A 21548-nucleotide genomic window follows, 5' to 3' on the forward strand; every position below is an offset into this window, starting at 1 on the left:
CATAATAACATAAGGAGGCCATATATCTTGTCCAATAACATCAATAATTATACAAGAAACCCATCTTAACCGCAAGAGTTAACTGCTGCCTACCGGCGCCGCCAGTTCTGAAGTATTTCAAGGGTGTCTTCCCGAAGGCGCCCATCGATGGAATTTCTCTGGATACCTTTCTGCTTCTCCCTATCCATCTCCCGGCGGGCGTTTTCAATGTATGCCTTTAACTCGGCAACCGGCAGGCGAAGGGCCCCACCTCCCAGGATCATGCTCTGCTCGGCCGCGTCGGAAGTGGCTACATAAACCCGGCCCCCTGTATCCAGGGTCCTTACAAGTTTCTCGATAACGGCATCAGCAGTTTCTCCCTCCGGGCTATAAATAATTTCGACACCGCCGATTTTTTCCTTTTTTTCTACTGCCCCGGAGACCCGATGGGCATCAAAAACGACTATTACCCGCCCTCCCCAGTAAGCCTGGTAATTGATCAACTCTGCTATTAGTTTATCGCGGGCATGGGCAAAACTTGACTCTTCTTTAAGCCTGACTAAATCCGGCCAGCTGTATAAAAAATTATAGCCGTCGACGATGAGCACGTCAGCCACAGGTTCACCCCGTCTCAATCCGTACTGCAATACCTCTGGCGTACTACCTCGTACATCAAGACCGTTGCTGCGGCGGCCACATTCAAAGAGTTAATCTTCCCACGTACAGGCAGCTTCACGGTAAAATCACACTTGGACCTGACCAGGGGAGAAAGCCCCTGGCCTTCGCCGCCCAGGACCAGTACCAGGGGTACGGTAAAATCACTGGCAAAGGCCTCCCTTATGCCGTCAGCCTCGGCCCCGATGACCCACAGACCCTCCTGCTTCAGCTTAACTATAGCCTGGGCCAGGTTGGCCACCCTGGCGACCGGAACATATTCAAGGGCCCCGGCAGCAGCCCGGGCTACAGCCGGGGTCAGTCCTGCCGTGCGCCGCCGCGGGATAATGAGGCCATGGGCGCCGGCCGTTTCTGCCGAGCGTAAAATGGCCCCCAAATTATGGGGATCTTCCACCTGATCCAGCATGATTAAAAAAGGTGGCTCGCCTTTTTCCCGCGCCAGGGACAGGAGGTCCTCCATCTCGACATAGCCCCTGGCCGCAGCCAGGGCTACCACTCCCTGGTGCCGGTCACCTGCCATTCTGTCCAGGGCCGCCCTGTCCACCCGCTGAACAGGGACGCCCTGGCTCCGGGCCAGGGCGAGGATCTCGCCCACTACCCTGCCTTCCAGCCTGCTGGCCACTAAAATTTTATGCAAGTTCCTGCCGGCCCGCAGGGCTTCTCTGACCGGGTTACGGCCGGCAATGATATCGTCCACTAACTTTCCTCCCTGGTCCGAGCAGCCGGTGCCCGGCCGCAGCTCATAGTGCCTTCATGGCAGACGCCCTCCGTCTCGCAGTCGGGCCCGGCGTGGCTAAAAATAAGAGGGGCAACCCTTCGCACCTGTTCCCTCATTTTCAAGGCCAGTTCCCGTATTTCCCACTGGGCCCGGTTACAGCAACGCAGGCGGAAAAAATTAAACAAACTGCGGGCATTAAAGGTGCAAACCAGCTTGGTCTCGCAGGCATTGGGTAACAAGTAGCGGGCATCTTCCCGGGGAACCAGCTCCTGTATTTCATGATATGCCTTTTGTAAGGTCCGCATGCATTCCTGATAGCGTACCAGGGCTTCGGGTACGGCGGCGACGCTGGGAGGAATTATATAGGTAAAATTATCTTCATTGACATAACGCTGGGACTTCTGGGAATAAGAAGCTATGCGGTGCCTCACCAGCTGGTGGGATAGAACGCGGCTGACCCCCTCGATTGCAAAGGTAAAGGTAATATGCTCCAGGGGGGATTCATGGCCCATGGATATTAGCAGGCGCAGCAGCCTCTCTACTTCGTCTTTTTCCATGGCATCCAACAGCCGGCCCGCCCCGTGGGGGGAATAACAAAGTCGAGCGGCAGCAGCGACCAGGCGCTCCGGCTCCGGTGTATGGCTGATAAGTTCAACGTGCATTTTATTCCTCTCCCCGTTCTGTTTCCGCCAGCTCAAAAATGAGACGGGTCAGCTCGTCCAGCCTCTGCCACTCACCCTTCAGGTACAGGTAACCGAAGAGGCTTTCCAGGGCCGTGCTGGAATGGTATTCCTCCGGGACGGCGCTGCGGGGTAGGTGCCCCGGCCGGGCATTTCGCCCCCGGCGCAGGATGTCCTTTTCCACGGCCGTCAAATGGGCCTCCAGGGCCGGTACCAGCCTGGCCTGGCCAGCAGCCCGGACGAAACCCACGGCTTCCCGGTGCAGCTGTTCCAGCCTGGCGGGACCACGGCGCACCAGGTAGGTGCGAACCAGGAGTTCATACACGGCATCACCGACATAGGCGAGAACCAGGGGCGAAAGGCCGGCAACAGGATCCATTGCCTCCCCCCTAACTTTTCTTCCAACGGGTTCCACGGGGCGTATCTTCCAGGATTATCCCCAGATCTTTGAGGCGGTCGCGGATGGCGTCGGCCGTAGCCCAGTCCCTGCGCTGCCTGGCTTCCTGGCGAATACTTAAAATAATGTCCATCAGGCCATCCAGCAGGTTATCATCCGCCTGCTGCCGGGGACTGCCAAAAAGGCCCAGGACATTTTCGCCCAGTTCTTCAAAAACCGTGGCTGCCTTGCTAACAACCCCGGCCTCCTGACCGGTCATCCCGGCCAAATAGGTATTGATTTCCCGGGCCAGGTCATACAAAACCGCCAGGGCCCGGGCTGTATTGAAATCGTCGTCCAGGGCGGCCATAAACTCCCGCCGCAGTTCTTCAATCCTGCCGGCCAGGACGGCACCATCTGCGCCGTTGCCAGTAGAACTGTTGCTAGGTGACAGGTGGCAGCGCGCCTCCCTTAAAAGCCGGCGCGTATTTTCCAGGCGTTCGAGCCCTTTCTCGGCCGCCAGGAGCCCGGTGTCGTCAAAATCTATGGGGCTGCGGTAATGGGTTGCAAGTAAAAACAGGCGTACGGCCAGGGGACGGAAACGGCTGGTAATATCCCTCACGAGGAAAAAATTCCCTTTTGACTTGGACATCTTTTCCTGGTTGACGGTAATAAAACCGTTGTGGAGCCAGAAACGGGCAAAGGGACAGCCTGTCCCGGCCTCTGCCTGGGCGATTTCGTTCTCATGATGGGGGAAAATGAGGTCGGCGCCGCCGCCGTGGATATCAAAACCCGGTCCCAGGTACTTCAAGGCCATGGTAGAGCACTCGATATGCCAGCCCGGCCGGCCCGGTCCCCAGGGGCTGTCCCAGGCCGGTTCGCCGGGACTGGCTGCCTTCCACAGGGCAAAATCCAGGGGGTTGCGTTTGGCAGTATTGACCTCCACCCGGGCACCGGCCCGCATCTCTCCAGGGGTACGTTTAGACAGGCGCCCGTAGGCAGGAAATTTTTCTACTTCAAAATAGACGTCTCCCCCGGCTTCATAGGCAAAACCGCGGCGTATAAGCTCTTCAATGGTGGCGATTATGTCGTCGATATGCTGGCTTACCCGGGGATAAAGGGAGGCCCGCTTAACATTCAAGGCATCGGCGTCACGGAAAAACTCTTCAATATAACGTTCGGCTAAACTTAATGCCCCTACTCCTTCTTCCCGGGCCCGGTTGATAACCTTGTCATCGATGTCAGTGAAATTCTGGACATAAAGGACGTCATAATTGCGGTATTCCAGATAACGGCGTAAGGTGTCAAATACTACCAGAGGCCGGGCATTGCCCAGGTGGATATAGTTGTAAGTAGTCGGCCCGCAAACATACATCCTAACCCGGCCCGGCTCAGACGGAGTGAACTCTTCCTTTCGGCCCGTCAGTGTATTGTACAGGTAGATGCTCATCCTTGCTGGCCTCCAGTTCTTCAATCCTTCGCTCCAGACGTTGGATCTGCCGCTGCAGGCAAAGGAGCATTTCGGCAACCGGATCCGGCAGTTCGTCGTGACGGAGGTCGATTTCGCTTACCTCGGCATCGGCAATTTTACGGCCGTTACGCACTACTACCTTGCCAGGTATACCAACCACAGTGCAGTTGGCGGGCACGTCACGCAGAACTACAGAACCGGCACCTATTTTGACATTGTCGCCAATGGTAATATTCCCTAACACCTTGGCCCCGGCGCTGATGACGACATTGTTGCCGATGGTAGGATGGCGCTTGCCCTTTTCTTTGCCGGTCCCCCCCAGGGTAACTCCCTGGTACATGGTGACATTGTTGCCTACTTCCGCCGTTTCGCCGATGACCACTCCCATCCCGTGATCGATAAAAATACCTTCCCCCAGTTTGGCTCCGGGATGGATTTCAATCCCGGTCAGGAAGCGGTTGATCTGGGATATAAACCTTGCCAGCAGCTTCATGCCGCGTCCGTAAAAGAAATGAGCAATACGGTGGAGGAGCAGGGCATGAAAACCGGGATAACACAGGATAACCTCCAGGATGCTCCTGGCTGCCGGGTCCCGCTGGAATATAACTTCAATATCCCTTTTTAGCTGCCGCCACAAAGCTAGCAACCTCCCCCTGTAATACAAAAGCCTTTCATCCCTCCAGGGACGAAAGGCCGCGGTTCCACCCTGTTTGGAGAATCGTTCTCCCCCCTCAGCGGGCAATATAATGCCCTGGCCAGTAACGGTGCCCGCCGGCAGGACCTACTTCAATTTCAGACCAGCAGCTCCCAGGAGCACTTCAGCGCCCGGTATCCGGGTCCACTTCCAGCCAATGGTGGTCCCTCTCTGGCGGCCCTGATGCGCCTACTCTCCCTGCTCATTGCCATTACCAGTATAAAATTCAAGTCAGAAACATTATAAACCCGGACATTCATCACTGTCAAGTAACAGGACCGTAGCCTGGGCGGCAATGCCTTCGCCCCGCCCGGTAAAACCCAGGCCCTCGGTCGTGGTAGCCTTAATACCGATCCTGTCTTTTTGTACTTCCAGGGCTCCGGCTATCCTCTCCCGCATGGCGTCAATATAGGAGGACAACTTGGGCCTTTCGGCAATGATAATGGTATCCGCATTGCCCAGCCGGTACCCCGCCTGTTTGACCATACGATAAACCTCTTGCAGGAGAGCCAGGCTGTCGGCGTCTTTATAGCGGGGATCTCCCGGGGGAAAATACCTGCCGATATCCCCCAGGGCCGCTCCTCCCAGGAGGGCGTCGGCCAGGGCATGGAGTAAAACATCGGCATCTGAATGGCCTTCCAGGCCCAGGGAATAAGGAATTTCGATCCCTCCCAGGACCAGGCGCCGGCCAGGAACCAAACGGTGGACATCAAAGCCGCAGCCGACTCGCATTAATTGTCACCTGCCATGAGTGCCCGGGCCAGGACCATGTCGCCCGGGGTGGTAATCTTAATATTTATTTCTTCTCCCGGTACCAGCTTCACCGGAAAACCCGCCCTTTCCACCAGGGTTGCATCGTCGGTGGCCTGCCAGCCGTTGATTTCAGCCTTCCGGTAGGCTGCTGCCAGCCAGTCCCGGCGGAATACCTGGGGGGTTTGTACGGTCCACAGTCCCCGGCGTTCCAGGGTAGCAGTAACCAGGTCCTCAGTATTACCCCTCTTAATGGTTTCTTTGACCGGCAGGGCCGCAATGGCCGCCCCGGTATCCCGGGCGGCGGCAATTACCCGCTCCAATAGAGCCGGGCTTAAAAAAGGCCGTGCACCATCATGCACGGCCACCCATTCCGCTCCCGGCGCTATAGCTTTAAGGCCGGCGGCAATGGAATCCTGCCGTTCCTTGCCACCGCCTACTATTTGCCTTACCTTCAGATAAGGAGCTGCGTTAACTACCTGCCGGCACAGAGAAATATCTTCCGGCCGGGTTACGACAATGACTTCATCTACCAGGGAAGAGGCCTCGGCGACCGCCAGGATGTAGGCCAGTAAAGGTTTTCCTCCCAGGGGTAAAAAGACCTTATTGCTGCCGGCACCCAGCCGCCGTCCCTGGCCGGCAGCGGCCACAATCAGGCTCAGGAAAGGCACTGGTACTCACCACGCTCCAGGGCCTGGTGATTGGAACCCATTTTACGTTCCTGCCCCTTGGGCCGGGCAAAGATCATCCGGCCAGCTGCCGTTTGCAGGACACTTGTCACCAAAACGGCAACGGTCTGGCCAATGTAGCGGCGACCGTTTTCGACCACGATCATGGTACCGTCGTCCAGGTAAGCCACCCCCTGGCCAATCTCTTTGCCGTCCTTGATAACCTGGACGGTCATCTCTTCCCCCGGCAAGACAACGGGTTTGACGGCATTGGCCAGCTCGTTGATATTCAATACACGCACTCCCTGGAGTTCGGCCACCTTATTCAGGTTAAAATCATTGGTCAGGATTGGGGCGGACAATTTCTGGGCCAGGCGAACCAATTTGCTGTCCACCTCCGCCAGTTCTTCAAAATCAATTTCCAGGACCTTTACGTTTACACCCATTTCCTTGCGGATCTTATTGAGGATATCAAGGCCCCGGCGGCCGCGGTTGCGTTTTAACAGGTCGGAAGAATCGGCTATGTGCCGCAATTCTTCTAAAACGAAGGAGGGGATAATCATGGTCCCTTCAATAAACCCGCTTTTAATTATATCGGCAATACGGCCGTCGATGATCACGCTGGTATCAAGAATTTTAGCTCCCGGTTTCCCGCCGTCAGCCTTGCCTTTTTCCCGGTCCTTGCCTCCGAAGCGAGGAATAAGATTAAATATGCCCCAGATTTCATCTTTACGTTTAGTGCCCAGGCTCCAGCCCAGGTAGCCGAGGAAGAGGCTGCCGGCCATAGGAATGTATGGTCCAACCAGCGGCAGGTGAAAAAAGGAGGCACCTAATAAATTAGCTATTATAAGTCCAAAAATAAGTCCCAGGGAACCGCTGATTATTTCCTGGACCGGTAGCCGCTGCAACCTCCCTTCCAGCCAGCGCGTCGATTGGGTGACAAAAATAATCAAACGCCGGGCCAGGTTATAACCGATTAAAGCTGCAATCAAGGTCGCCAGGGCCAGGAGGGTAAAACGCAGCCCCGGTAAAAGCCTGGTGCCCCAGCTCTGCTGCCAGAAGTCTATCCCCAGCTGGGAGGCATAAAAACCTGCGGCACCCGCCACCAGGGCTATGGCAACCCGTAAAAGGCGGTATAACATGCTTTCACCTTCTTTTGATCTTTACTTTTCAATTTTTCCTCACCCCACCCCATCTTATACCATCGAAACCATCAGGCCAAAAGTTTTTCCAGCAGGGCTTCTACCTGCTTTTTTTCATAATTGCGGGCCAGGGCCAGTTCACTGATTAAAATCTGGCGGGCATTTTCTAACATTTTACGTTCACCGGTAGACAGCCCCTTATCCTGCTCCCGCCTGGCCAGGAGGCTTACTACTTCAGCCACCCGGCATATATTCCCGCTGCGCAATTTCTCCAGGTTATCCCGGTAGCGGTGATTCCAATTGGTCCCGGAATTGCCCCCGGTACTCTTCTCTTTAAGGATCTTGATTACTTCCTTAACCCCTTCTTCGTCCACAACTTCCCTTAAACCTGCTGCCTTTTCACTCTCCAGGGGTAACATTACCTTGATGTCCCCCAGGGGGAAGCGCATGATATAGTACTTTTTCTTCTGGCCCAGTACCTCCCTTTCCTCAATGGCCTCGATAATTCCGGCCCCGTGCATAGGATAAACGACTTTATCGCCGACTTGAAACATTCTTTACCCCCCTCCAGCAGAGAATGGGAAGTTAATTAAAACATGATCTAAGCGGTTAACCCTATTTCCAGGGCTTCTGCCACCGACCGTACATCATATATTTCGCAATCGTCTTCCTTTATGAGACGGCTCTTATTGCCGGCAGGAATAAGAAACCGCCTGAAACCGAGCCTTGCCGCTTCTTCTATACGCCTCTCAACCTGGCTTACCGCCCTTACTTCGCCTGCCAGGCCTACCTCCCCTAATACTAAAGTTTCGGCCTCAACCGGCCGGTCTTTAAAACCGGAAGCTATAGCCAGGCAAATTCCCAGGTCGGCTGCCGGTTCATTAACGGTAATGCCGCCGGCGACGTTAAGATAAATATCATAACTGCCCAGGTGTAATCCCGCTCTTTTTTCCAGAACCGCTGTAAGCAGCAGCACACGATTGAAATCAACTCCTGTAGCCAGCCGCCGGGGGTTGCCGAAGGTGGTCGGGCTTACCAGGGCCTGGATTTCCAGGAGCAGGGGGCGGGTTCCTTCCATACAGGCTACCACGCTGGAACCGGCAACGCCTGCCGGGCGTTCGGCCAGGAGCAATTCCGATGGGTTGAGGACTTCTTTAAGTCCCCCGCCAACCATCTCAAAAATCCCGATTTCATTGGTAGAACCAAAACGATTTTTAGCAGCGCGCAGGACCCGGTAAGCCTGGTAGCGTTCTCCCTCAAGGTAAAGGACGGTGTCAACCAGGTGCTCCAGGACCCTGGGACCTGCTAAGAAGCCTTCTTTGGTAACATGGCCGACCAGGATAACGGCCGGCCCGCTATCTTTGGCCAGGCGCAGGAAACGTGCCGCGCATTCCCTTACCTGGGATACGCTTCCTGGCGCCGCCTGGACAGACGGCAGGAACATGGTCTGAATAGAGTCGACTATAACCGTTACCGGATTCAGGCTTTCGATGCCGGCAATAATGGCTTCTACATTCGTTTCGGCCAGAAAATAAATCTCCCCGTTCAGGGCCTCGAGGCGCTGCGCCCTCAGCCTCACCTGTCCGGGGGATTCTTCCCCGGAGACATAAAGAATCTTGCCGTACCTGGCAGCCAGCTTCTGGGCGACCTGGAGGAGTAATGTCGACTTGCCAATACCCGGCGCCCCGCCGACCACGATTAAAGAACCCGGCACCAGCCCGCCCCCCAGCACCCGGTCCCATTCGCCCAAAGTACTTAGCAAACGCTCGCCAGTAATATCAGAAACCTCTACCAGGAGGGATGGATGTGCCTTCAGTCCTACGAGGCTCATTCCTTCCAGGGGTACCGGTTCGGCTACCAGGCTATTCCAGCTGCCGCAGCCCGGGCAGCGGCCTAAAAAACTCAAGCTTTCATAACCGCATTGCTGGCATATAAAACGCTCTTTTCTTTTCGCCAGGAAGATCACCTCCTCCAGGCATTATACACCAATCGCCCGCCGTTGGGAAGCATTACCATCGGTGGCCTTTTCTTCCTGAATTACCCGGTAATACGGGAATTTACATGTAGATGCGCCTGCCGCCTTTATTTCGTATTCTATTCTCTTTTAAGCTTACCAAAAAATTATTAGAAAAACATTAGAATTCTTTTGCCACCAGGCTTTTTCCATCATTTGGTATGATTTTTATTTATAATACATACATATAAGCTCCTGTGACGGGCACAATATAACCAGCAGGGTCGGTTAGGGCCGAGCCAAGAAAATTATCGGGTCGGCAAAGGGCTCGGTAATTTTCGGCCAAAGGTCACCAGCAGGTCAAAGGGCTTGCTGGTCGCCGGCGGGCAGAGCAGCAATTGTTCGTCACGGCTTGCCGTTAGTCCGAAGGATTAATGGCAGGTCGGTAAGGATGATTGCTGTTCGAGCTAAGATAATCATAGTTGCCGCATGCTTTTTCTGATCAAAAAGCCCGGGGTTTCTAAAGGTCGAGAGATCTTTAGGGGCTTCACAGGTAGCTATGATTGTCGAGCAAAGGTTTTTGTAGTTGCCGTAATGGTCGGTGGCAGCCGAAAGGTTGTCGCTGGCTATGCAGGTAGCTGCAGTAGCCGGAGTTAAGGTTCTAACCGGCTCTTTAAAATGAAGGCCCTCCTTCGAGGAGTGGCCTTCATTTTACTTAAAAAAGTGGCCCAGATTACCTGGGCTAAAGGAATATATATTTAAAGGAGGTCAGAGGACACTTAAGCTGGATGGTGTTTATGTTGTTTAATGATATTATAACTCATTCCTGTTAAGAATCAATAAGGGGTATGTTAAGTTTACATTAATTTTAGGTTTTATTATCCTTATCCTTGCTCCCTCTATCAACTGCTACCGGTAAAGTAAAAAAGAAGCGGCTGCCCTGCCCCGGTTTGCTGGTGACACCAACATTACCGCCATGGGCTTCAATAATATGCTTGACAATGGCCAGCCCCAGGCCGGTTCCCCCCATTTCCCTGGAGCGGGCTTTATCAACCCGGTAAAAGCGTTCAAAAACACGGGGCAAGCTCTCTGCCGGTATGCCTATACCTGTATCCTCAACTTCCACCCGAAGACCCCTGTCTTCTAAGTCGGCCCGCACCTTTACCTTGCCCCCAGCCGGGGTATACTTTATACCATTATCAATTAAATTTAGCAAAACCTGCCTTAAATAATTCTCCCCAATGGCCAGAGGTGGGAGATCTTCCGGTATCTCTATTTCCAGGGAAACTCCTTTTTCCTGTGCCAGGGGATTTACGGTAGCCAGCACCCCTTCCAGGGCCGGCTTTAGCTGCGCCGTGCCGGAGCGAAGCTTTCTCGGGCTGTTCTCCAGACTCGAAAGGGCCAGGAGATCCTCGATTAGCTGCTGCAGGCGCCGGGCTTCTTTATTGATAATACCCAGGAAACGGCGACTAACCCGGGGATCTTCCAGGGCCCCTTCCAGCAACGTCTCTACAAAACCCCGGATTGACGTCAAGGGTGTGCGCAGTTCGTGGGAAACATTGGCCACAAATTCCGTCCGCATCTGTTCCAGGCGGCGGATATTAGTTACATCACGAAAGATAAGGGCTACTCCCACTACCCGTTTTTGAGCACTTACTATAGGGGCTCCATAAATATTAAAATACTGGCTGGTAGCAGGAAACAGGCGGGTTTCTATTTCCAGGGGTACACCGCTGGCCAGGATTTCTTTAACCAGCTTATCAACCTCGTAATTCCGTATTATCTCCAGTAAATATTTATGCTCGACTTCGCCTCCCTTTTTACCAAATACAACCTCGGCCGCCGGATTTAAAAGGATTACCCGTCCAACCTGATCTACGGTTACCAGGGCATCCCTCATGCTGGCTATGATAGCCTGCATTTTATTCTTTTCTTCAGCTATTTCCCGGAAATTATTTCTTATTGTTTCCACCATGACATTGAGATGGTGAATTAACAATCCTATCTCATCATTTCGCTGGAAGTCAATCCGCTGCTCCAGATCACCGCCGGCAATTTTCTGCATTAAGGGTAACAGGGACCGCAGGGGCATGACTATTTCCCTGGACAGGATAATAGTGCCGATAGTCATTACCGCCACAACCGCCATCATTACCAGTAATAACTGCCCTTCCAAACCGGCTCCCGGCATGCCGGTTGGTGATAACGACATTTCCTGGAAATTAATGATGGACTGTCGCAGGTAAAGATAAGCAGCCGCCAGGGTCAAGTAGAGAAGGGCTAAAAAATTTCCGGCTATCTTCCAGCTTAAGGAACGCATGGCCCTCACCACCAACAAAAGTTATGTAAGCAAACATGGGGCTACGGCTACAACTTGCGGGTCAAACTGGCTGCCGCTACCCCGGTTCAAAATAGCCAGTGCTTCTTCAGGAGTTCTGGTAGGCTGGTAGGGCCGTAATGAAGTCATGGCGTCAAAGGCATCGGCCAGGGCAATTATACGTGCCCCCAGGGGAATTTCTCCACCCTGCAGGCCGTAAGGGTAACCTTTGCCGTCGTAACGTTCGTGATGGAGGCCGGCATCACGGGCTAAATCTTTCAAACCTGAAACACTCGTTAATAAATCTATCGTCCGCACCGGATGCTGGCGTACTATTTTTATTTCCCTGGTATCAAGGGGGCCGGGTTTATCCAGAATAGCCCGGGGAACGGCAATTTTACCAAAATCATGCAGGAGGCCTGCGATCTCTAAACGCCCTGTTTCTTCTTCGCTGAAGCCAAGACAGCGGGCCAATTTCACAACGTACCCGGCCACCCGCTGGGAATGTCCGGCCGTATAAGTATGCTTGGTATCAATAATCCTGGCAAAAAGATTGATGGTAATTTTCATCGGCTCATTTACATTAAATTTTACAGGCGGGAGGTTCAATATTAAACGAAACATTTTTAACTCAAGGGCAGCATTGGTGGCTACTTCCGCAAAAAGAAATTCCTGCATCAGGCTATCGAGGACAGCCGGCAATTCCGGAGGGAAAGCTCCCTGTACCTTGCGTTCCATAGCCTTTTTTACTGCCGGCCAGTCGCTACCCGGGTTGGTACGCAGGGCGAGATCAAAATGGTCAGCTAACCCCAGCAGCAGGGCTCCGGGAACAATGGCTCCCCCTTTCAGGCCGCGGGGAAAGCCGGAGCCATCCCAGTGTTCATGGTGGTCCCGGATCATGGCCGCTACTTCCTCGCCCAAACCGGGAATCGCTGCTACCATGGCGGCCCCCTTACGAGGGTGTTCCCTGATTTCAGGGTTCAGTTCGGCGCCGGCTCTGGTAACGAGATGGACCAGGTGATCATCCAGGCCTATACCTCCCAGGTCATGGAGGAGGCCGGCGTAAAAAACCTGGGTGGACTGTTCAGGCAGTACCTTTTGCGCCAGTTCCCTGGCCACCAGGGCTACCCGCCAGGCATGGTATAGCTTTGTTTCTTCTTCAACATCCAGGATTGTGGACAGGGCTACTACCAGTTCGCAAAAAGATCGATCGGCAGGGCAACCCACTGCGGCTCTCCCCCTTATAAAAAAATCGCCCTTTATTTATTTATAAAGAGCGATTGCCTCAGGCCTTCTATAGCTTTACCGGGCTTCTTTGTTTACTACCATATTCAGGGCAGCTATAAGACTATCAATATCAATGCCGTGGGCCCTTGCTCCTTGCTCGATATTTTCAAAGCGCGCTGCCGCACATCCCAGACAACCCATTCCATGTTCCATAAAAACCGGGACGGTCTGCGGGTACTTGCTGACTACTTCGGTAATGCTCATTTCTTTAGTAATAGCGGCCACAAAATTCACCTCCTCAACTTTCTATCATCCCATTATGGGTATAATTATAAACGGTAAAGTACCCTTTGTAAAGAAAAGGAGAAAAAAGTGCCTTCTTACCCCCTTTCTCCGGTAACGGTTAAGATATAAAGGGCCGGAGAACAACGCCCCCGGTACAAATAATAAATGGCCGTCCCCGTGAGTGAGGCCGGCCATATTGCCATCTCGTCTCTGCTGGCGGGAGTGTGTGGGAATCGAACCCACCGCGCCCGGGAGCTCCGCGCGCCGGCTGGATTTGAAGTCCAGGCAGGCCACCAGGCCCGATCCACCCCCACGCTATTATACGCCTGGCGGCAGGCCAAGTCAAGGCAGCCTCCCCGGGCCTCAGGGCTAGCCACCAAGATAAGCCTTTTTGACGTCTTCACTGCTGATCAACTCGGCCGCGCTGCCCGTAAGGGTAATCCGTCCCGTTTCTAAAACATACCCGCGATGGGCTACACTCAGGGCCATGTTGGCGTTCTGCTCTACCAGTAAAATCGTGGTTCCTTGTTCGTTAATTTCTTTGATGATATTAAAAATTTCCTGCACCAGGATGGGTGCCAGGCCCATGGAGGGCTCGTCCAGGAGCAAGAGCTTTGGCCTGGACATTAAGGCCCGGCCGATGGCCAGCATCTGTTGTTCGCCGCCGCTTAAGGTACCGGCCATTTGTTTTTGCCGTTCCCGCAGGCGGGGAAAACGCCGGAAAACCTCCTGAATACTTTTTTTCATCCCTTCCCGGCTACGGTGTAAGTAGGCGCCCAGCTCGAGGTTTTCCATCACAGTGAGGTTGGGAAAAATCCGCCTGCCTTCAGGTACATGGGAAATACCTTTCTTTACAATTGCCTGGGCCGGCAGGCCGTTGATGACCTCGCCATTGTAGGTGATGGTGCCGCTCTGGGGTCGCAAAAGGCCGGAAATGGTTTTCAGGGTAGTGCTTTTACCGGCACCGTTAGCCCCGATAAGGGTAACAATTTCACCTTCGTTGACTTCAAGGGTAATGCCTTTCAGGGCATGGATGGCGCCGTAATAAACATTAAGATTTTCCACCTTGAGGAGCAACACCGTTCACCTCTTGTCCCAGGTAAGCCTCAATTACCCGCTCGTTATTGCGAATGGCCTCCGGCGGTCCCTCGGCGATAACCTGGCCATAGTCCAGGACGTAGATGCGCTCGCAAATACCCATTACCAGTGACATATCGTGTTCTATTAATAAAATAGTAAGGTCAAACTCCTGCCTTACCCAGTTGATCAGGGCCATTAATTCTTTTGTTTCCTGGGGGTTCATTCCCGCTGCCGGTTCATCCAGCAAAAGAAGCCTGGGGCGGGCTGCCAGGGCCCGGGCAATCTCTAACCGGCGCTGTTCGCCATAGGGCAGATTTTTCGCCTTTTCATTCTGGTAGGATTCCAGTTTAAATATCCGCATGAGTTCTTTACTGCGGGACAGGATCTCTGCCTCACCCCTGTGGTATGAGGGAAGGCGTAAAACGGCGTCAATTACACGGTAACGGCTGTGCCAGTGATAAGCAATACGAATGTTATCAAGGACATGCAATTCGCCAAAAAGGCGGATGTTCTGAAAGGTCCTGGCAATTCCCCGCTGGGTAATCTGGTAGGGCTTTAAGCCGACCAGGCTCCGGCCGTTAAAAATAATTTCGCCCCTGGTGGGATGGTAAACGCCGGTCAGCAGGTTGAAAATCGTGGTTTTTCCCGCCCCGTTGGGGCCAATCAAACCCACCAACTCTCCCGGCTCTAAATGCAGGTCTACATTGGCTACCGCCATCAGGCCGCCAAAAGAAATAGTCAGACCCCTAGTTTCCAGCAGAGCCACCGGCTTCACCTCGTTTCGGCATCCAGCGGTCAAGGGTAAATTCCCCGGTGCCCATCAAGCCCTGGGGACGAAAAACCATGATAACAATGAGCAGGAGGGCGTAAATAACCATCCTCAAAACAGCCAGGTCCTGAAGGGCGGCATTAGTAATGGTAATGCCTGCCGCAGCAATAATGGAGCCCGTAATGCTCCCCAGGCCGCCAAAAACCACCATTACCAGAATATCAAAGGAGCGGAAAAAGGTAAAAGTAGTAGGCTGGATGAGATAAAAATAGTGGGCATAGAGGGCTCCGGCAATACCGGCAAAAAAAGCACCCATGGCGAAGGCCAGGACTTTATAGTAAGTAGTGTTAATGCCCATGGTTTCAGCGGCAATTTCGTTTTCCCGGATGGCAATACAGGCCCGCCCGTGGGTAGAATTAATAAAATTTACGGTGACTATGATAGTAACGACCATCATCAGGTAGACCCAGGTCCAGTTGGTCAAGCGCGGGATACCAATCATCCCTGCCGCGCCGCCGATGTAGTTGATATTATTGGCCAGTCCCTTGATAATTTCCCCAAAGCCAAGGGTAGCGATGGCCAGGTAATCGCCTTTCAGTCGCAGGGTGGGCAACCCGATAATTAGCCCTGCTATCGCCGCTGCTACCGCCCCGGCTATAATGGCCAGCAAAAAGGGCTGGTGCAGCTTCAGGGTCAAGACGGCAGCTACATACGCGCCCACGGCCATAAAGCCGGCATGTCCCAGGGCCAGCTGTCCGGTGAAGCCGACAATTAGATTTAAGCTAACCGCCAGGATAATGTTGATCCCCAGCATCATCAAATTAATTTCCTGGAACTTGCTGATCATGCCGGTGGATAGAAGGCTGGCAATGATAAAGTACACCAGGAGCGCGCCGGCCAGGGCAAAAAAATTCTTCCTGCTAAACTGCACCTTGGTCACCTACACCTTCTCCGTATTATTCCTGCCCAGCAGACCGGCCGGTTTGAGCAGCAAAATTAAAATCAAAAGGATAAAGACGATGGGATCCCGCATTTTACTGCTCCAGTAACCACTGACCATTGTTTCAAAGACGCCCAAGGCAAAGCCGCCCAGCATGGCACCGGGAATGAGGCCGATACCCCCGATTACGGCCGCCACAAAAGCCTTTAATCCGGGCATAATGCCCATTAAGGGCTGGATGGTATTATAATAGAGGCCCAGGAGAATACCGGCCACAGCTGCAAAGGCCGAGCCCAGGGCAAAGGTAACGGAAATAGTTTCGTCAACATTGATACCCATCAACCTGGCGGCATCCCGGTCGTAAGAGACGGCCCGCATGGCCTTGCCGGTCCACGTATAATGGACAATATATTGCAGGATAATCATCATCACCACAGTTACAGCCAGGATTAACAACTGGAGGGTAGTGGCCGTTAGCTGTATACCCAGGAACGATAAAGGTAATTGTTTGTTGGTAATTGTACCGACCGGGTAGGAACGAATATCAGTGCCAAGGATCATTAAACCCCCGTTTTCCAGTAAAAGGGACATACCGATGGCTGTGATCAGGGCCGCCAGGCGGGGAGCATTGCGTAAAGGCTTGTACGCCACCCGTTCAATTATGACCCCCAGAAGGCTCGCCCCAGCCATGGCAATAATGAAGGCCCACCAGATGTTTAACTTTAAATAAACCACGGCAAAAAAGCCGATATAAGCCCCAACCATCAAAATATCGCCGTGGGCAAAATTAATTAGCTGGATAATACCATAAACCATGGTGTAGCCCAGGGCAATCAGGGCGTAAATACTTCCCAGGGATAAGCCGTTAATTACCTGCTGGAGAAACCCGGCCACAGCTGCCAACTCCTGTCTCCGGCCTGAATAAAGTCCAATGAGGGGGTGATGGCCCCCCCATTGGACTTATTTATCCAGAATTTATTCTGTCGGTTTGATTTTAGCCTTCAAGGTCTGCTTGCCATCGACCAGCGCGATGATGGCAATTTCCTTAACTGGGTTGTGGTTAGCATCAAAACCGAGCTTGCCGGTAACACCCTCAAAATCTTTGGTATCCGCCAGGGCCTGCCTGATTGCTTCCGGTTCAGCTTTACCGGCCCGATTGATGGCATCGGCTATAAGGTAGGCCGCATCGTAGCCAAGGGCGGCAAAGGCGTCAGGCTCGGCACCGTATTTTTCTTTGTATGCCTTAACAAAGGCCTGGACTTTGGGGTTGGGATCGTTGGACGAGTAATGATTGGTAAAATAAGTGTCCTTCAAATTGTCAGCCCCGCCGGCAAATTCGGCCAGTTTGGGCGAATCCCAGCCGTCTGCACCCAGCATGGGTACATTAATTCCCAGCTCCCGGGCCTGGCTGACAATTTTACCGACTTGCTCATAATAGGCGGGTACGTAAATTAGATCGGCGCCGGCTTCTTTAAAACGCGTCAATGCCGGGCGGAAATCCTGGTCGCCCTGGTTAAAGCTTTCTTCAGCTACAACCTGGCCGCCCCTTTTGGTGAACTCTGTTTTAAAGACCTGGTATAACCCCTTGCTGTAGTCATTGGTATTGTCATAAAGAATGGCTGCCTTTTTGGCCCCTAAATCTTTGGCGGCAAATTCTGCCCCTACAATAGCCTGCGGTGGATCGGTAAAGCAGATGCGGAAGATATAGTCGCGAACCTTTTTAGTCTGGGGATCAACGGTAACATCAGGGTTGGTTGCTGAAGTGGTAAGTAAAGGTACTTTATTATCGGTAGCTACCGGCACTGCGGCCAGGGTGTTACCTGTAGTGGCCGGCCCTAGGAGGGCTACTACCTTGTTTTCCGTGATTAACTTGGCGGCGACACTCATGGATTCTTCTTTCTTGCTGCCGTTATCCAGGACTATGGGTTTAATCTTTTTACCGCCCAGGACACCACCCTTGCTGTTGATCTCTTCAAAGGCCAGCATGATCGCATTCTTGGTGTTGGTGCCGTAGGTGGCTACGTCGCCAGAAAGTTCGTAGTTAACACCAATGTTGATTTCGTCGCTGCCAGCTGCAGTTCCCTGCTGGCTGCTACCCGATTTGCTCTGGCCGCAACCGGCGATTAAAGCTATTGCCAGGAGCAAAATGAGGGAAAGCAGGGCGACTTTTTTAATCCTCCCCATTTTCAAGAACCTCCTCCGGTTTTTTGCCGTTGACAGGCACATTTTAAATTATTATAAACCTGTCCTCGAAGAACTGTCAATCAGCAATAAGTATTCGCTTGTCCCCCTGGCGCCGGGTAATTTTTATCCGGTCCAGGTACTCTAAAAAGGGCAAAACATACTTGCGAGAACTCCCCAGGGCATCCCTTACTTCAGCCAAGCCAAAGGGGCCGGCAAGGCCCAGCTTTTTTACCTCCGCCACGGCATCCTCAAAGGCCTCCCGGTGCCAGTAAAACTCATCGTTGATTTTTACCAGAACCCCTTCCCGCATCAGGTAGTGAAGGAACTCCTCCAATTCTGCCCCTGTCAGGTTGTAAGCAGATGCCACTTCATTATAGGACGGGGGCTGCCAGCGTGCCTGGCGATAAAGTCCCGTCACGGCCTGTAAAAGTTCTTCCTGCCGGGGACTTAATTCCGGGTTAAAACCAGAGAGGGCCACGGTACTTGCCGTAAGCTGGATGCGGCCTTCCCGGGACCACCGTTCTAGCAAAGCCTGAAAAACCCGCGCCGGCAGGCGGGAAAAATAACGGGAGCGCAATTCTTCCTTTGCCAGGCCGGGCCGCAGGGGATAGTGGCGGTGAAAATCGGCCAGGGCCCGGGCCGCCTCCTGCCACCATGCCGCCATGCGTTCATTACTCACGGCGTATAGGCTATTATCCCCGGCAAGCAAGGTCAGCTGCCCCGCGGTGGCCATATCCTGTAACAACTCTTTTGTTTCTTGAAGTGTCAAGGATGCCCTGGTTGCTGCCTCCTGCCAGTCCAGGCCGTCACATTGCTCGCGGACAACCTGGAACAGGATTTCCCGGGGCGAGCCTTCCAGGCGTTTCGCCAGGGACGCCAGGACAGAAGGTTCAAAACGGCGATGCCTGGGAGGGTCGGGATCGATGATCAACCCGCCGCCTATGGTCTGCATGGGCGAATAACTGCGCAGGATAAAGCGGTCGCCCCGCATAGCTACCACCGGCTCCTCCATGAGAAGCTGGACAAAGGCTTCTTCGCCGCCCTTTAATTCGTTTCGATCAAGGAGAACGATTCTCCCCAAAACTTCGGCCGTACCAAGGTAAAAACGGATACGGCTGCGGTTGGCCAGGGTGCGGGCCCCTGCTATAAGCTTAAGCCTCGCGTCAAGGCGCCGGGTGGGACGCAAAAGACCCGGCGTTAGGAGGGTACTGCCGCGGTGAATGGTCTCCTTTTCTATGCCGGCTAAATTTACAGCTACTCGCTGCCCGGCCAGGGCTGCTTGAACATTCCGCCCGTGGACCTGGAGGTTGCGGACTTTGGCCTTTATACCCTCCGGCTGGACCTCCAGATCGTCGCCCGCCTTGATGGTCCCGGACCAGAGGGTTCCGGTAACAACCGTGCCAAAACCGGTAATGGAAAAAACCCGGTCGATAGGAAGCCTCACACCACCCTTTGCCGGCCGTGAAGGGGTTTTTGCGGCCAGGGCATCAAGTTGGGTCAAAAGTTCGGGGATCCCTTTCCCGGTCAGGGCAGAAACGGCTATGATTGGAGCGTCTGCCAGCACCGTTCCCTGGACGGCCTGGCGTATCTCTTCCCGCACCAGTTCCAGCCACTCGGCATCAACCAGGTCAATTTTGGTGAGCACGATGATACCCTGCTTTACCTGCAGCAGGTCGATGATGGCCAGGTGTTCCCTGGTCTGGGGCATAACGCCTTCGTCGGCCGCCACCACCAGCATGACCAGGTCCATACCGCCGACTCCGGCCAGCATCTGGCGGATAAAACGTTCATGGCCGGGGACATCCACCAGGCCCAGCTGGCGGCCACTGGGTAAAATCAAGGGTGCAAACCCAAGCTCAATAGATATACCTCGCTCCTTTTCTTCCTTGAGGCGGTCGGTATCAAAACCCGTTAAGGCCCTGACCAGTACTGTCTTGCCGTGGTCCACGTGCCCTGCTGTACCCACAATTATGTAGTCCACCAAACATGCGCTCCTCCGGAGGAATCTCCAAAATTAAGGGATTATCAGTTAGCTTGCTGAACGCTTTTTCATGTTTCCCTGGAGGGATCGTTAATACCATCAAGTGCTTCTACCATGGCGCGGGCCAGCTCTTCGCTTTCACCGGGTAGAAGGGTGCGGACGTCGAGGATTAAGGTATCTTCCTGGAGCCGCACCAGTACCGGCGGATTAGTTTGCCGCAGGCGACCGGCGAGTTCTTCTACCGTAACCCCTGCCGGGATAACGGTTACGCACCAGGAAGGCAATTCGATCAGGGGCAAAGAGCCGCCGCCGGCCTGGGAAGCGATCTCCTTTATGCCTATCCTGGCCCGGGATCCCACGGCTAATGCAAGCAGGGAATGTAAACGCTTCGCTCGTCGCCGCAAATCTTCCGGCCGGGCTACCAGGGCGGCCAGGGTGGGTACCTCCTTGATCGCCAGGTCCGGATTGCGATAAGCCCGCAGGGTAGCCTCCAGGGCGGCCAGGGTCATTTTGTCAACCCGCAGGGCGCGGGTTAACGGATGACGGGCTATAACGTCCACCAGTTCCCGGCGGCCCAGGATAATTCCCGCCTGGGGACCGCCCAGCAGCTTGTCCCCGCTGAAAGTTAAAAGATCTACGCCCTGCTTGATTTCGAACTGGACGGTTGGCTCCCCGCCAATGCCGTAGCTTTGCAGGTCCACCAGGAAACCGCTCCCCAGGTCCTCCATCACGGGTACCTGCAGGCGCCGGCCAAGGTCAACCAGTTCGGCCGTCGTCACCTCGTGAGTAAAACCCCGGATACGATAATTACTCGGGTGAACCTTGAGAAGCAGGGCTGTATCAGGACCCGCGGCCGCCTCGTAGTCCCGCAGGTAGGTTTTATTGGTAGTGCCCACTTCCACCAGCCTGGTGCCGCTCTGGGCCATAACCTCCGGTATCCGGAAAGAGCCGCCGATTTCCACCAGCTGGCCCCGGGAAATAATGGTTTCCCTGCCGGCTGCCAGGGCGGCAAGGCTTAAGTATACGGCAGCAGCATTGTTGTTGACTACCAGGGCTGCTTCGGCACCTGTTAATTCCCGGAGCAAACCGGATACATGGTCATAACGATTTCCCCGCCGGCCTGTCTCCAGGTTTAATTCCAGGTTGGTATAGCGCCTGGCTGCCATCAAAGCCGCCTCAGCTGCAGCCCGGCTCAAAACAGCCCGGCCCAGGTTGGTATGTAAAACAACCCCGGTAGCATTTATGACTGCTTGCAGGTTACTGCGGTTGCAGGCTTCATACCTGGCCCTTATTTCCATGACCAATTCTTCTATGCCTGGTGGCTCAACCCCCGTTGACCGTATTCTCTTGCGCCAGCCCATTAGAACCTGGCGGGTAAAGGCAACCACAAGGTTGCGGTTTTCCCGGGATAACTCCTGTAGTAGCGGGTGCCGCAGGAGCTGGTCAACCGCCGGTAATTGTCGCAAAAGGTTCTTACTTTGTTCCATGTCCTCTTGTTTTACAATCCTCCGGATATCACCGAGATAAGCGGCATTACATTACTAAGGATATTATATCCACAAGTTAAAAAATGTGGAACCGCTACAGGGACCAGTTCCGTGCAAAGTTTTCCGTTTTAAGTTATAAACCAGGGCTACCGGTTAGAAAATATATATTAA

At 53.8% G+C, this 21548-nt stretch carries 21 protein-coding genes, 1 tRNA gene and 1 other annotated feature; all 22 genes read right to left on the reverse strand.

The window, feature by feature from the left end; all coding sequences use genetic code 11:
• Positions 1 to 89 precede the first annotated feature (89 nt).
• Positions 90 to 596: an NYN domain-containing protein gene (locus NWF31_RS02655; RefSeq protein ID WP_258358941.1), complete on the reverse strand. Its 507-nt coding sequence runs from the start codon at positions 594 to 596 to the stop codon at positions 90 to 92.
• A gap of 14 nt (positions 597 to 610) precedes the next feature.
• Positions 611 to 1351: a 23S rRNA (guanosine(2251)-2'-O)-methyltransferase RlmB gene (gene rlmB / locus NWF31_RS02660; protein ID WP_258358942.1), complete on the reverse strand. Its 741-nt coding sequence runs from the start codon at positions 1349 to 1351 to the stop codon at positions 611 to 613.
• Entirely contained in the window at positions 1351 to 2034 is a 684-nt protein-coding gene (gene thyX / locus NWF31_RS02665; protein WP_258358943.1) for an FAD-dependent thymidylate synthase, read from the reverse strand. The genes rlmB and thyX overlap by 1 nt, the downstream gene beginning before the upstream one ends.
• A gap of 1 nt (position 2035) precedes the next feature.
• Positions 2036 to 2431 carry a Mini-ribonuclease 3 gene (locus tag NWF31_RS02670; protein WP_258358944.1) on the reverse strand — a complete coding sequence of 132 codons (396 nt, stop codon included), beginning with the start codon at positions 2429 to 2431 and terminating at the stop codon, positions 2036 to 2038.
• Between the two features lie 10 nt (positions 2432 to 2441).
• Complete coding sequence (gene cysS, locus NWF31_RS02675; protein WP_258358986.1) at positions 2442 to 3872, reverse strand: cysteine--tRNA ligase; 1431 nt, start codon at positions 3870 to 3872, stop codon at positions 2442 to 2444.
• Positions 3820 to 4536 carry a serine O-acetyltransferase gene (gene cysE / locus NWF31_RS02680; RefSeq protein WP_258358945.1) on the reverse strand — a complete coding sequence of 239 codons (717 nt, stop codon included), beginning with the start codon at positions 4534 to 4536 and terminating at the stop codon, positions 3820 to 3822. Before cysE ends, cysS begins: the two co-directional genes overlap by 53 nt.
• Before the next feature lie 41 nt (positions 4537 to 4577).
• Positions 4578 to 4808, reverse strand: a binding site (T-box leader).
• 25 nt (positions 4809 to 4833) lie between these two features.
• Positions 4834 to 5325, reverse strand: a complete 492-nt coding sequence (gene ispF, locus NWF31_RS02685; RefSeq protein ID WP_258358946.1) for a 2-C-methyl-D-erythritol 2,4-cyclodiphosphate synthase — start codon at positions 5323 to 5325, stop codon at positions 4834 to 4836.
• The gene (gene ispD / locus NWF31_RS02690) at positions 5325 to 6014 is read right to left on the reverse strand and encodes a 2-C-methyl-D-erythritol 4-phosphate cytidylyltransferase (protein ID WP_258358947.1); all 690 of its coding nucleotides are present in this window, start codon (positions 6012 to 6014) and stop codon (positions 5325 to 5327) included. Before ispD ends, ispF begins: the two co-directional genes overlap by 1 nt.
• The gene (locus NWF31_RS02695; protein WP_258358948.1) at positions 6002 to 7153 is read right to left on the reverse strand and encodes a PIN/TRAM domain-containing protein; all 1152 of its coding nucleotides are present in this window, start codon (positions 7151 to 7153) and stop codon (positions 6002 to 6004) included. The genes ispD and NWF31_RS02695 overlap by 13 nt, the downstream gene beginning before the upstream one ends.
• 71 nt (positions 7154 to 7224) lie before the next feature.
• Positions 7225 to 7707 (reverse strand): CarD family transcriptional regulator, encoded by a 483-nt coding sequence (locus NWF31_RS02700; RefSeq protein WP_258358949.1) that lies wholly within the window; start codon positions 7705 to 7707, stop codon positions 7225 to 7227.
• A 47-nt stretch (positions 7708 to 7754) separates the two neighbouring features.
• The gene (radA, locus tag NWF31_RS02705; protein WP_277998769.1) at positions 7755 to 9110 is read right to left on the reverse strand and encodes a DNA repair protein RadA; all 1356 of its coding nucleotides are present in this window, start codon (positions 9108 to 9110) and stop codon (positions 7755 to 7757) included.
• A gap of 865 nt (positions 9111 to 9975) precedes the next feature.
• A complete protein-coding gene (pnpS, locus tag NWF31_RS02710; RefSeq protein WP_258358951.1) occupies positions 9976 to 11427 on the reverse strand; it encodes a two-component system histidine kinase PnpS in 1452 nt (483 codons plus the stop codon).
• Between the two features lie 21 nt (positions 11428 to 11448).
• Positions 11449 to 12651, reverse strand: coding sequence for an HD-GYP domain-containing protein (locus NWF31_RS02715; RefSeq protein ID WP_258358952.1), 1203 nt, complete (start codon positions 12649 to 12651; stop codon positions 11449 to 11451).
• A 75-nt stretch (positions 12652 to 12726) separates the two neighbouring features.
• Positions 12727 to 12915 (reverse strand): DUF1858 domain-containing protein, encoded by a 189-nt coding sequence (locus NWF31_RS02720; protein ID WP_277998771.1) that lies wholly within the window; start codon positions 12913 to 12915, stop codon positions 12727 to 12729.
• 235 nt (positions 12916 to 13150) lie between these two features.
• Positions 13151 to 13248: transfer RNA gene (locus NWF31_RS02725), tRNA-Sec, on the reverse strand.
• Positions 13249 to 13305: 57 nt separating this feature from the next.
• The gene (locus NWF31_RS02730) at positions 13306 to 14013 is read right to left on the reverse strand and encodes an ABC transporter ATP-binding protein (protein ID WP_258358987.1); all 708 of its coding nucleotides are present in this window, start codon (positions 14011 to 14013) and stop codon (positions 13306 to 13308) included.
• A complete protein-coding gene (locus NWF31_RS02735; protein ID WP_340674336.1) occupies positions 13988 to 14782 on the reverse strand; it encodes an ABC transporter ATP-binding protein in 795 nt (264 codons plus the stop codon). The genes NWF31_RS02730 and NWF31_RS02735 overlap by 26 nt, the downstream gene beginning before the upstream one ends.
• Entirely contained in the window at positions 14763 to 15725 is a 963-nt protein-coding gene (locus NWF31_RS02740; protein ID WP_340674337.1) for a branched-chain amino acid ABC transporter permease, read from the reverse strand. The genes NWF31_RS02735 and NWF31_RS02740 overlap by 20 nt, the downstream gene beginning before the upstream one ends.
• Positions 15726 to 16619, reverse strand: coding sequence for a branched-chain amino acid ABC transporter permease (locus NWF31_RS02745; RefSeq protein WP_258358954.1), 894 nt, complete (start codon positions 16617 to 16619; stop codon positions 15726 to 15728).
• An 81-nt stretch (positions 16620 to 16700) separates the two neighbouring features.
• Positions 16701 to 17909 carry an ABC transporter substrate-binding protein gene (locus tag NWF31_RS02750; protein ID WP_258358955.1) on the reverse strand — a complete coding sequence of 403 codons (1209 nt, stop codon included), beginning with the start codon at positions 17907 to 17909 and terminating at the stop codon, positions 16701 to 16703.
• A gap of 76 nt (positions 17910 to 17985) precedes the next feature.
• Entirely contained in the window at positions 17986 to 19890 is a 1905-nt protein-coding gene (selB, locus tag NWF31_RS02755) for a selenocysteine-specific translation elongation factor (RefSeq protein ID WP_258358956.1), read from the reverse strand.
• A gap of 68 nt (positions 19891 to 19958) precedes the next feature.
• The gene (gene selA, locus NWF31_RS02760; RefSeq protein WP_258358957.1) at positions 19959 to 21377 is read right to left on the reverse strand and encodes an L-seryl-tRNA(Sec) selenium transferase; all 1419 of its coding nucleotides are present in this window, start codon (positions 21375 to 21377) and stop codon (positions 19959 to 19961) included.
• Between the last annotated feature and the right edge of the window lie 171 nt (positions 21378 to 21548).

Source organism: Neomoorella sulfitireducens, assembly GCF_024733845.1.
Lineage (GTDB): Bacteria > Bacillota > DSM-521 > Neomoorellales > Neomoorellaceae > Neomoorella > Neomoorella sulfitireducens.